We start from the raw sequence: 11,610 nt of genomic DNA on the forward strand, positions 1-11,610 counted from the left end.
AAAGCCCCTAAGAAACGTTTTACGAAGTGGCTTTACTTGTCTTTGCGCCCCGGCGCTCAAGCAGTTCGCGATAGAGTTTCAACACATCCTTGGCCATGACCGTGGCGGAAAAGACCGACCGCACCTGGTCGATCGGAGGCATTGTCTTGTCGTGCCATTCGGGAACGCGGATGGCATTGGCCATCACCCGTGCGAGATCGTCGGCATTGTCAGGGGCGACCAGCGCCTCGCTGTCCTTGCCGAGCGCTTCCGGAATGCCGCCGACACGTGTCGCGATGATTGTCTTGCCGGCGCCGAGTCCTTCGAGCACGATATAGGGCATGGCTTCCGCGCGCGAGGGGACGACGAGGTTCTGCGACATCGCGAATGCCTGCTGCACGCGCATCGCAGGCAGCATGCCGATACGCTTGCCGAGACCGCGCTCGACCATCATCTCGCGGTAGCGATCTCGATCTGGCCCGTCGCCGATCATAAGAGCCGACAGCGGCCGGCCGATCAGGCGCTCCGTCTTTGCAAACGCGTCCACAAAGAGGTCGGGACCCTTAAGGTCCCGCAGCATGCCAACATAGATGAAGTGGACGGCATCGGACCGGGTCGGGACGAGCTCGAAGTCTCGCTCGCTGATGCCGTTATAGATCAGCCGCGTCTGCGTCCGCGGGCGGCCGACCCGCTTGGTGTAGGTGTCGCGCTCATACTCGCAGATGAACACCAGGGCGTCCGTGAGATATTCCTGCAGTCGCTCCATGCGGAGCACGAATTGCCCCAGAAGCGACGAGCGGGAATAATGCAGGCTTCCGCCATGGGCAGTGTAGAGGCGGGCTACGCAATACCTGTTCACCCGCAGGGCTGAGCCGGCTAGTCGCGCGAGCACGCCGCCTTTGGCGCCGTGTCCGTGCAGCACATCCGGCCGCAAACTTTTGATCTTCTTGTAGGCGTCCCAAAGCACGCCGATATCCGAAGGGCTGATCGAGCGCCGGATCGGCACGCGCGTCAGCCCCAGTGCCAGATAGGGCCTGATGTCGTCGAACAGCGCGTCCTCGTGCTCCCCACCGGTCGAGCTGTCGCAAAGAATGCCCACTTCATGGCCGGCCTTGCTGTGCTCGATCACCAGATCGCGCACGTGGCGGAAGATGCCGCCGACCGGGGACCTGAAGCAGTGAATGATGCGAAGGGGCCGCTGTTCGCTCATCTATGATCAGAACAACCGTTCGCGGACATAGAGCGTATCGCCGGCGATGATGGCGGACGAGATGTTGACGCGTCCGGTCATCACCTGGCCATTGATCTTTCTGGTCACATCGACGGCGCTCTGGTTGGCGCGCGGCGTGAAGCCGCCGGCAACGGCGATCGCGTTCTGCGCGGTCATGCCCGGAACATAGGCGTACTGGCCGGGCTGGCCGACTTCACCCATGATGAAGATGGAGCGATAGCGGTCGACATCGATGGTGACGTCGGGATCGCGAAGATAGCCCTGCTTGAGCTTCTGCGCGATCTGACCAGAGAGCTGCTGCAGCGTGCGGCCGCGCGCCGGTACCTGGCCGACAAGCGGGAAGGCGATGTAGCCGGCCTGATCGATCGTGTAGGTATTGGTCATGCTCGGCTGGTCGAACACGGTAATGCGGAGCCTGTCGCCGCTATCCAGCGAATAGGGCTGGATCGTTGCCTGGTTGAATGCGCGCGGCGCGGGCTGATAGCTGTTGCAGCCGCCCAAGACTGCTGTCATGGCGGCGAGGCTCAAAGCCATCAGAAACTTGGGCTGTGCGACGGGCATCTGCTTCTCACAGGAAACGAAACTCTTGCCCCGTTATCGATCCGTTAGGGTTAATGACCGGTAAAGACTGCAGTCAAATTCGCTCTTTCTTGAACTGCGAAGGCTGTCAGCCCTGCGCCCGCAAGCATTAACCCTTGAGTTACTATAGTCATTTACCCTCGCGGCACCTTTGTTCTTGGAGTGCGAGCATGTCCGGCGTGACGGGTAATCAGGATGTCGATATCGATCTTGCCCAGCTGGTTCGCGGCGTCTGGGCCCGTCGGCTCAAGGTCGTGGCGATCACCTTGCTCGGGGCAGGGGTGGCTTTTGCCGGCGCCAAGATGATCTCGCCGAAGTATCGCAGCGAGACCCGCATCCTGATCGAGCCACGCGCCCCGGCCTTTGCCACCGCGCAGGCAACGGATGCGAACGCAACTCAGCTCCTCGACGAATTGAATATTTCCAGCCAGGTGCAGCTCCTGCAGTCCGCCGATCTGATCAAGCAGGTCATCAGCAGCCAGAAGCTCTATGATCTTCCGGAGTTCGACGCAGCCGCCAACAGCTCCGCGCTCGGCGACATTCTGATCGCGCTGCATTTGAAGAAGAGCCCGCTCGCCAGCCCGCCGGAAGAGCGCGTCATCGACGCCTTCGTCGAGCGCCTGCAGGTTTATCAGGTCCCCGGCTCCCGCGTCATCGGTATTACCTTCACCTCCAAGGATCCGGTGCTTGCGGCAACGATCCCCAACGCCATGGCCGCCGCCTATCTTGCCAAGCAGAGCGGCGCCAAGCTTGATTCCAACTCGGAAGCCACGCGTTGGCTGGAACCTGAAATCGAGAACCTTCGCACCAAGGTTAGCGACGCCGAGCAAAAGGTTGCCGAATACCGCGCCGCCCACGGCCTGCTGCCGACCAATGGCGGCGGCAATTTTCAGACGCAGCAGCTGAACGATGTTTCCGCCGAACTCACACGTGTCCGCGGCGAGAGGGCGAATGCGGAGGCGCGGGCGCAGTCCGTGCGTAACGCGCTGTCGTCGGGCGAAGCATCCGATACGCTGCAGGACATCATGTCGTCGCAGTCGATCCAGCGGCTGAAGGGAACGGAATCCGGCCTGCAGTCGCAGATCTCGGACCTCCAGACGTCGCTCCTCAACAACCATCCGCGCCTGAAGAGCCTCCGCGCCCAGCTTGCCGACATCAAGACGCAGATCCGTCAGGAAACGCAGAAGATCCTGGCGAGCATCGAAAACGAAGCCAAGGTCGCAACACTTCGCGAGCAGGAACTCGAACAGCAGTCCAACAAGGTCAAGGCAAACAGCGCCCAGGCCGGTGAGGATGAGGTTGGCCTGAACGCGCTTGAGCGCGAGGCCGCCGCCCAGCGTCAATTGCTCGAAACCTATCTGTCGCGCTTCCGCGAGGCCGCCTCGCGCGCCGACAAGAATTCCAGCCCGGCCGACGCCCGCATCGTCTCGACCGCCGTTCAGCCGGTCGATCCCTACTTCCCCAAGGTCATCCCGATCGTCGTCGTCGCGGCACTTGCGACCTTCATTATGACGTCGATCGCCATCATGCTGGCCGAGCTCTTCAGTGGCCGCGCGCTGCGCCCGACGTCGAATGCGGAGGTCGAAGAACGCATCGAACGGGAAACGGTCGAAGTTGTCGCAGTTGCTTCGCCGCCGGCACGCGCACCCGCGTCGAGCATGCTCGCCGTCCAGCAGGAAGAGAAAGACGAACAACAAGACGAAGTCGCCGAAGAGCTCGTCCCGGAACAGCCTGAGGAAGAGAACGAATTCTCCATCGCTTCCGTCGCGCATTATCTCATCGGCAGCCGCGCGCCGCTGGCGATCGCCATTTCACCGACTGGTGACAATGGCTCGGCCGCGACCGTTGCCCTCGCGCGCACGCTTGCGTCCGCTGGCTCTCGTGTCGTGCTTGTCGACATGACCGGCTCCGGGCACCCAACGGAGCTGATGGCGCAGGGTCGCTCGCTGCCTGGGGTCACCGACCTTCTGTGCGGCGAGGCGGCCTTTGGCGACACCATCCATGGTGATTACCTCTCCGACGCCCACTTCATCCCGCAGGGCACCAGCGACATGCGTCGCGCCATGCGTGGGGCCGATCGCCTGTCGCTGCTGCTCGACGCTCTCTCCTCGGCCTATGACCTGGTGCTGGTCGAATCCGGCGCTGCCGATGTGGCCGGCGTCTCCAAGCTCACGCAGAGCAAGACCGTCGAGATCATCCTCTCCATGCCCGAGATCGTCGAGGAGGAATTCGTGGCCGCGATGACCAGCTTCGAGGAGGCGGGTTACGAGCGCGTCGTGCTGATGTCTGGCGGCAATACGGATGGCAATGCGACGGTCGCCCAGCAGGCGGCCTGATCAGACGCCGGCGAACCGGCGCAGGCGCTGGGCGGCGCGATAGAGTCGCTGCTGCGATTTGACGTAGGCCTTGGCCCGCGTGACGAGCCGGTGCGCCGCGCCGGCGGCCATGCCGCGAGCGGTGAGGGGCAGGACGACATCGTAATGATCCGTCTCGACAGGCGCCCAGGAGCGCTTGTAGCCCTGGTCGCCCAGGCCGAAATCGAACATGCTGACGCCCTTGCCATGCAGCCCGGATATCATCTGCCAGAACAGGAATTCTCCCGGGCTGGCCTCGGCGCCGATGCTCTCGTCGATCGCGCTGAACTGGCAGATCACATGATCGCCCTTGCGCGAAATGCCGGCGACGGCCGCGACGTGGCCGGCATGCTCGCCTTTCAGCTGGATCGCATGCATTTCGAGACCTGACAGTTCGTTCTTGGCATTGCGGATGTCGATCGCGCCATGAAGAAAGGCCTTCGTCTCGGCGTCCGCGAAGACATCGGGTAGCCCCATCGCCTTGAAACGCTCGCTCTTCAGCCGGAAGAACTGGTCGAGAAGCGCGTGCTGGCTCGCGGTATCCGTGCCATGGACATAATCAAAGCCCCCGAGTTCCTCCAGCCGCTTCGACTGCACCCGGAACTTCTTCCGCCGGCTCTTGGCGTTCAGCTGCTTCAGCGTCGCTTCCATCGTGTCGAACAGCGGCAGCTGGTAGGCATGGTTCTGATTTTGGACCATCGGCAGCAGCGCCAGCGGATTGCGACGGCCGCGCCATGTCAGGGGAATGTTCTGCAGGAGCAGGAGATCGGCTTTGCCCTTGAGCGCGCCGGAGATGCGCGCGGCAAGGTCAAGCGCATCGAGCGCCTCGAAGGCATCCGCGAAATCGGCGGCAAACAGCCCCGTATTGATATTGCTGTGGTCAGCCCCGATGAACTTCGCGACACGCACGCCGCGCGAGCGGACGACCTCGACGGGGAGAATGAAGACGGTTCGCGTCCCCGACCGGCCACGGATGATGGCGGCCGGATTGCCGTAGGCCTTCATCCAGGAGGCGCACCAGTCATATCCCTGGTGCAGGGAGTTCAGATTGTCACGCTCAAGCGCGCGCCATTCGGGCTCGATAGCCTCTATGGAATCGACAATGTCGATCTCGATCGCATCTAAGGACAGCCGCGCATTTATCTCCCTGAGCTTCGCCAATCCGGCATCGGCGTCTGCGGCGATGTCACGCGGCGCGGATTCCAATGGAAGCTTCTGCGTTTGCACGGGCGTTCTCCGGGAAAAGATACTGCCCGGGAAAATAGCGCGGCAGCGCATCCATTTCCTTTACGCGCGCGATGCCGCCGGCTTTTCCGTCAATCACGGTTAGTCCGCGATTAATGCCTATTGCTGCTTCGGGCCGGCCATCCACTTGATGATAACCATCGCAGGCAACACCCAGAGCAGTCCCGTCAGCGAGAAATAGAGCAGGTGGCCCCACCACGGCGCATTGCCGAGCGTCGCAACCGCGATCGTATTGGCAACCAGCGCATAGACCAGAACGAGGACGACGATGAGGATGGTGCCGATGAACTTGCGAAGGCGGACGGGCATCTGGTGAATTCCGGTATGGGATGTGCAGGCCACCGCGACGGCATGCCGCAAATGTTCGGACTTGTTTTGCATCAGTGGCTAAGGCAAATCAACTGTCGGAACGAAGGAGTCCGTCCATGGCCGTCGCCGATCTTACGACTGAACAGGAAATTCTGCGCCAGGTGCGCAAGCAGGATAGCAATCGCAAAGCCATACGAATTTGGCTCGGCATCGTCCTTCTCGCGCTGTTCTGTCTGGTGATCGTTGGCGGCGCGACGCGCCTGACCAATTCCGGACTGTCGATCACCCAATGGAAGCCGATCCACGGCGTTATCCCACCGCTGAACGCCACGGAATGGGAAGAGGAATTCAAGCTCTACCAGCGCATTCCGGAATTCCAGCAGATCAACAGCGACATGACCGTCGATGAGTTCAAGGGCATCTTCTGGTGGGAATGGGCCCACCGCCTGATTGCCCGCGGCATCGGCGTGATCTTCGCGCTGCCGCTCCTCTACTTCTGGGCAACCGGCAGGATCGAGCGACGCCTGCGCTGGCCGCTCGTCGGCATCCTAGCGCTTGGCGGTTTCCAGGGCGCCATCGGCTGGTGGATGGTCTCGTCGGGGCTGACCGCGCGCACCGATGTCAGCCAGTACCGCCTGGCGACACACCTGATCACGGCCTGTCTGATCTTCGCCTCATGCATGTGGATCATGCGCGCGCTCTCGCCGCATTCAGAGGACACGGCCCCAACAAGACGCGCCCATATATGGGCTGGCGTGATTGTCGCGCTGACCTTGTTCCAGATCTACCTCGGCGCTCTGGTCGCCGGTCTCGACGCCGGCTTCACATACAACACATGGCCGCTGATGGACGGCGCGATCGTGCCCTCCGATCTGCTGATCCAGCAGCCCGCATGGATCAACTTCTTCGAAAACCCGAAGACTGTACAGTTCATTCACCGCGTCGGCGCCTACACGCTGTTTGCCGTGACGCTGATCAACATGATCATGCTGCTGCGCGCAGCACCGGCAACGACCCACGCACGCCGCGCCATCGTCTTGTTCTGCCTCGTCACCATCCAGGCCTCGATCGGTATCGCCACCCTGCTGCTGGAAGTCCCGCTCGACTGGGGTCTGCTGCACCAGGGCGGCGCACTCGTTGTCTTCGGCTTCGCGATCGCCAACTGGCGCGGCTTCTACGGCGAATACCCGCACGCGACGGTTATTTCCGAACGCGACTGATTGGGGCCACGACCTGCAGCGCTGATGCGCGGGTCGTGGCTAGCCTTGCGCTTCAATAGCGCCTTACAGCATCAAGAAGCTTGTCTCAGCGAGATCCGGCCGGAAGCCGATCTCGCTGTTTGCTTATCTGCATATCGCCAAGCCGTTGGAGCTTCTGGCTGGAACCAGTTTCCCGCTCATGACAGCTGGCGGCGTCGGCGTGCATAGCCGAGCTAGCGTGAGCGATGGTTGCTGGCAGGGTAGGGGTGAGACGCCGCCGCGTGTGGAAAGCGCTCAGGCATCCGGAGGGCGGATATAGCGCGCCCTGTTTACGTGGCGGCAAGGCCGATATCCAGTCTCCGCCACCGGGCAACCGATGCGTCCAAGATCGAACGACACATAACCCCTGAACGAAAAAATCCGGCTGCGTCGCCGCAGCCGGATTTCAATTATTTACGTCCGAAAATCAGTCTCAGAAAAAACCGCGGCGCTGCCACCAGCCGGCCTTCTTCGGCTTGCCGTCGCCATCAGTCGCTTCCGTGGTGGACGACTTGACGGTCGGTTCGGAGGAGGCAACGTTTGCGCCGCGATTGGCGCGAACGGGCTTTGCTTCTTCTTCAGCGGGCGCTGCCAGATCGGCGGATGCTTCAGCGACTTCCGGCTCGGCGGCAGGAGCTGCCTCGGCAACCGGAGCTGCTTCAGCGGCAGGCGCCACTTCTGCTTCCACAACAGGCTCTTCGACCGGCGAGGCCTTGCGGCTGCGACGAGCGCGCTTCGGCTTCACGTCTTCCGTTACCGTGGCGCCGGCTTCGACGGCGGCCATGGCCGAGGACGCTTCGACAGCCTCCGCTGCGGCAGCTTCCACGACAACGTCTACCGGCGCGCTGTCTTCGGTTGCGACTGCGGCTTCGTCCGTGGTCTCAACTGCTTCTGCGCTTGCGGCAACGTCGCCCTCGGCTTCGGCAACATCGTCGCCCTCAGCGCCTTCGGCACCTTCCTCGCGGTTGCGGCGACCGCCGCGCTTGCCGCGACGGCGGCGCTTGCGGCGCTGTGCGTCATCGCCCTCGGCGCGTTCTTCGGAGCCGGCAGCGGACGTGGTTTCGGCGTCGTCGCCTTCCTCGTCACTACCGTCTTCGTCGCCAGCCTGTTCGGCGCCGTTCTCGTCGGATGCCTGCTGCTCACCATTGCCGTTGCGGCCGCGACGACGACGGCGGCGCTTGCGCTTGCGTCCGTCACCTTCGCCCTCTGCACGGGCAGCGGCAGCCGGACGTTCCGACGCCTGCTTTTCTTCCAGCTCTTCGTCTTCTTCCTCGTCGATCTCGATAACGACGTCATCGTCGTCGTCTTCAGGGATGGCCGCAAAGTTGAAGAGCGTCTCGATCTTGACCGGGTTCTCTACGGCTTCGCCGCGATCGATCGCGAAATGCTGCGCGCCAACGGCGCCATCGGCATCGATGATGATGGCGACGCCGAAGCGGGCTTCATAGTCAACGATCGTCTGACGCTTGTGGTTGAGGATATAAAGAGCGATCTCCGGCGTCGTGCGAACAGTGATGTCGTGGGTCGTGTTCTTGAGCAGATATTCTTCGATACCGCGCAGCACGTGCAGGGCAACGGAAGACTGCGAACGAACGTGACCGGTGCCGCCGCAATGCGAGCAGACCTGCGTCGTCGATTCGAGAACCGATGCGCGAATGCGCTGGCGCGACATTTCGAGCAGGCCGAAGTGCGAGATGCGGCCGACCTGGATGCGGGCGCGATCGTTCTTCAGGCAATCCTTCAGCTTCTTCTCGACAGCGCGATTGTTGCGCTTTTCTTCCATGTCGATGAAGTCGATGACGACAAGGCCGGCCAAGTCGCGCAGGCGCAGCTGACGAGCGACTTCGTCGGCGGCCTCGAGATTGGTCTGAAGTGCCGTGTCTTCGATCGAATGCTCGCGGGTCGAACGACCGGAGTTGACGTCAATCGAAACCAGCGCTTCGGTCTGATTGATGATCAGGTAGCCACCCGACTTCAGCGTCACCTGCGGCTGCAGCATCCGGTCGAGCTGGGCTTCGATTCCGGAGCGCGAGTAGATCGGGTGAATGTCGCGGTAAGGCTGGACCACCTTGGCGTGGCTCGGCATCAGCATCTTCATGAAGTCTTTCGCTTCACGATAGCCTTCTTCGCCGGAGACGATGATCTCGCCGATATCCTTGTTGTAGAGGTCGCGGATCGAACGCTTGATGAGCGAGCCTTCCTCGTAGACGAGGCAAGGCGCGATCGATGCGAGCGTCAGCGTACGGACGTTTTCCCAAAGACGCATCAGGTATTCGAAGTCGCGCTTGACCTCCACCTTGGTGCGGTTGGCGCCGGCGGTGCGCAGGATGACGCCCATGCCCTGCGGCACTTCGAGCATCTTGGCGATTTCCTTCAGGCGCTTGCGGTCCTGCGGGCTGGTGATCTTGCGGGAGATGCCACCGCCACGTGCGGTGTTCGGCATCAGAACCGAATAACGGCCGGCAAGCGATAGGTAGGTGGTGAGGGCGGCGCCCTTGTTGCCACGTTCTTCCTTGGCGACCTGAACGAGCAGGATCTGGCGACGCTTGATGACTTCCTGGATGCGGTACTGCTTGCGCGGCTTGCGCTGCACTCGATCGGGAACCTCTTCCATGGCGTCTTCGGCGCCGACATTCTCGATCACTTCTTCTTCGTGATCATGATCGTCGTCGTCCTCGTCGTCACCGCGGCGGCGCGCATCGACGTCTTCGGAAATCGTGTCGGTCTCGACCATGGCGGCCATCTCGCCGCCGGCGGAACCTTCGTCGTCGGACGATGCCGCGGCGTCAGCTTCAACCGTCGCTTCGTCAGCGGCGGGAACGACCTTCTTGCGGCTCCGGCGGGGCTTGGCTGCCTTCTTTGCAGGCGCTTCCTCGACGGCTTCGACAACCTCTGCAGCTTCGACGGTCTCTACGACCTCTACAGCGGCTTCGACCGGGGCTTCAGGTTCGTCCTTGGCAACGATGCCAACATCGGGTTGGTCCTGGGTCGCAGGGTCGATCCGCGCCGTATCAACATGCTCGACATCGTCGTCGCGGCGATGCTCTTCGGCTTCGGCGCGCAACAGGGCCTGACGGTCGGCAAGCGGGATCTGGTAATAATCGGGATGGATTTCGGCGAAGGCCAGGAAGCCGTGCCGGTTGCCGCCGTAATCGACGAAAGCAGCCTGCAACGAAGGCTCGACCCTCGTTACCTTTGCGAGGTAGATGTTGCCGCGAATTTGCTTCTTGTGTTCCGACTCGAAGTCAAATTCTTCTATGCGGTTTCCGCGAACGACAACGACGCGCGTCTCTTCCTCGTGAGACGCGTCGATAAGCATTTTGTCTGCCATGTAAGCTGAGCTCCTCGGCGCGGTCGATCGTCGGCAGTCTCCGCAGTCGATAAGACAAGGGGAGTGCGGACCGTCATAGCAGCGCCGGATAGTGAAAGTCGCGATTGGTTCGGTGTGGAAGGCAGCAGCCAGACAGCAGCGGGGAAACTCTTCTCCCGGGGTCTGTAGACTTTAGATAAAACCTGCTGCGACACCATAAAAGACCAAGCGAGATCGACAAAACAAAGACCTTATTCAGGCCCGATGAGTTTGCTCTCTCTTTAAAGAGCGGTTGGTGGCAATCCACCGATGAAGTTTCCGCATACTCCGGAAAAATCAGGATCCATTGTCGAGTGGAAGCATGTAAGACGGCGGACGATTGCCGGTTGTGGCGCCAGGTCCTTTGCGGTTGGCTGCCTTGTCGGCGACTCTATCCCGTCAGTGCTTCTACCCTAAAATTGCTTGTATGTTTTCTCCGTCACAATAGCAAGGGAAAAGCCAAATGTGCCATAATATTGATGGATTTGCAGCATCATAAAAAATAGCGGTGGACGAGGTGATTCCGGCGCGGCGACAGTGACAATTGTTCTCGGTCGCAATCGCGTGTATCGCGGGATCCGGCATTGATGACAATTGGGGCATGACAGTCGGTTGTATAGCGAGACGCGGCGCGCAACGGTGAAATCCGGCTTGCGGACGAAAAACTTCAGGGCTTGGTTGCTTGCAGCGGTGATGGCCGTGACCGTTCCGTTGGTCGGTCATTCGGTCGCGACCGCGGCGGGCGAAGAGCGCTTGCTGGCCTATGGCGCGCGTATCGTCGGCGACGACGCCAGGACCCGCATCGTCATCGATTTCGATCGTCCCCCGAGCTTCTCGATCCACTACATCGCCAATCCGGAGCGGGTCGTCGTCGATCTTCCCGCCACCGCTTTCGGGTTCCCCGCCAAGGATCTTGAGGCGAGGGGCCTTTTCAAGGATATCCGCTACGGCACGATGGACGGCGACAGTGCCCGTATCGTGCTGACGGCGATAAAGCCCGTTCGCATCGGCATGGCGAGGGTTCAGGCCGATGAAAACGGCAAGGGCCAGCGGCTGGTTCTCGAAGCCGAGATGACCGACAAGGCGACCTTCGCCGAACTGGTGAAAGCCCAATCCTGGAACGAGCCCGAGGCCGCGCAGACGACCAGCGCCATCCCCGCGCACGATAAACCCGCACCCGGCGATTTCATCGTCGCCGTCGACGCGGGCCATGGCGGCATCGATACCGGCGCGATCGGTGTCGACACGAAGACCCAGGAAAAGGATGTCACGCTGGCATTCGCCAAGACGCTCGCGGACCGGCTGAACCGCGAACCCGGCATCAAG

Annotated in this window: 8 protein-coding genes; 3 read left to right on the forward strand and 5 right to left on the reverse strand. The window is 61.7% G+C overall.

All coding sequences use genetic code 11. The features are described from left to right. Positions 1–19: 19 nt before the first annotated feature. Both B3605_RS00765 and B3605_RS00770 read right to left on the reverse strand, forming a co-directional pair. Positions 20–1,189: a glycosyltransferase family 4 protein gene (locus B3605_RS00765; RefSeq protein WP_112941269.1), complete on the reverse strand. Its 1,170-nt coding sequence runs from the start codon at positions 1,187–1,189 to the stop codon at positions 20–22. Between the two features lie 6 nt (positions 1,190–1,195). After that, positions 1,196–1,771: a polysaccharide biosynthesis/export family protein gene (locus B3605_RS00770; RefSeq protein WP_018898667.1), complete on the reverse strand. Its 576-nt coding sequence runs from the start codon at positions 1,769–1,771 to the stop codon at positions 1,196–1,198. 188 nt (positions 1,772–1,959) lie between these two features. Between B3605_RS00770 and B3605_RS00775 the strand changes: the two genes are divergently transcribed. Then, positions 1,960–4,125 carry a GumC family protein gene (locus tag B3605_RS00775; RefSeq protein ID WP_112941268.1) on the forward strand — a complete coding sequence of 722 codons (2,166 nt, stop codon included), beginning with the start codon at positions 1,960–1,962 and terminating at the stop codon, positions 4,123–4,125. On the opposite strand, the gene B3605_RS00780 is transcribed toward B3605_RS00775, so the two are convergent. Beyond that, complete coding sequence (locus B3605_RS00780; RefSeq protein WP_112941267.1) at positions 4,126–5,370, reverse strand: GNAT family N-acetyltransferase; 1,245 nt, start codon at positions 5,368–5,370, stop codon at positions 4,126–4,128. Between the two features lie 117 nt (positions 5,371–5,487). Continuing rightward, complete coding sequence (locus B3605_RS00785; protein WP_018898664.1) at positions 5,488–5,697, reverse strand: DUF2842 domain-containing protein; 210 nt, start codon at positions 5,695–5,697, stop codon at positions 5,488–5,490. 116 nt (positions 5,698–5,813) lie between these two features. Here B3605_RS00785 and B3605_RS00790 point away from each other — a divergent pair, with 116 nt between their 5' ends. Beyond that, positions 5,814–6,917, forward strand: a complete 1,104-nt coding sequence (locus tag B3605_RS00790; RefSeq protein ID WP_112941266.1) for a COX15/CtaA family protein — start codon at positions 5,814–5,816, stop codon at positions 6,915–6,917. Positions 6,918–7,368: 451 nt separating this feature from the next. Here B3605_RS00790 and B3605_RS00795 read toward each other — a convergent pair whose 3' ends face one another. After that, positions 7,369–10,266 carry an Rne/Rng family ribonuclease gene (locus B3605_RS00795; RefSeq protein ID WP_296431630.1) on the reverse strand — a complete coding sequence of 966 codons (2,898 nt, stop codon included), beginning with the start codon at positions 10,264–10,266 and terminating at the stop codon, positions 7,369–7,371. Between the two features lie 711 nt (positions 10,267–10,977). Between B3605_RS00795 and B3605_RS00800 the strand changes: the two genes are divergently transcribed. Further along, on the forward strand, positions 10,978–11,610 hold a 633-nt coding region (locus B3605_RS00800), incomplete at its 3' end, for an N-acetylmuramoyl-L-alanine amidase (RefSeq protein WP_296431632.1).

Origin of the sequence: Rhizobium sp. UBA1881, from assembly GCF_002338015.1 — a bacterium.
In the GTDB taxonomy this organism is placed as follows: domain Bacteria; phylum Pseudomonadota; class Alphaproteobacteria; order Rhizobiales; family Rhizobiaceae; genus Rhizobium.

What these genes read in the sequence shown, in the direction of transcription:
- B3605_RS00765 (WP_112941269.1), bottom strand. Translation starts at nt 1,189, where the DNA reads ATGAGCGAACAGCGGCCCCTTCGCATCATTCACTGCTTCAGGTCCCCG.
- B3605_RS00775 (WP_112941268.1), top strand. Translation starts at nt 1,960, where the DNA reads ATGTCCGGCGTGACGGGTAATCAGGATGTCGATATCGATCTTGCCCAG.
- B3605_RS00795 (WP_296431630.1), bottom strand. Translation starts at nt 10,266, where the DNA reads ATGGCAGACAAAATGCTTATCGACGCGTCTCACGAGGAAGAGACGCGC.
- B3605_RS00790 (WP_112941266.1), top strand. Translation starts at nt 5,814, where the DNA reads ATGGCCGTCGCCGATCTTACGACTGAACAGGAAATTCTGCGCCAGGTG.
- B3605_RS00785 (WP_018898664.1), bottom strand. Translation starts at nt 5,697, where the DNA reads ATGCCCGTCCGCCTTCGCAAGTTCATCGGCACCATCCTCATCGTCGTC.
- B3605_RS00770 (WP_018898667.1), bottom strand. Translation starts at nt 1,771, where the DNA reads ATGCCCGTCGCACAGCCCAAGTTTCTGATGGCTTTGAGCCTCGCCGCC.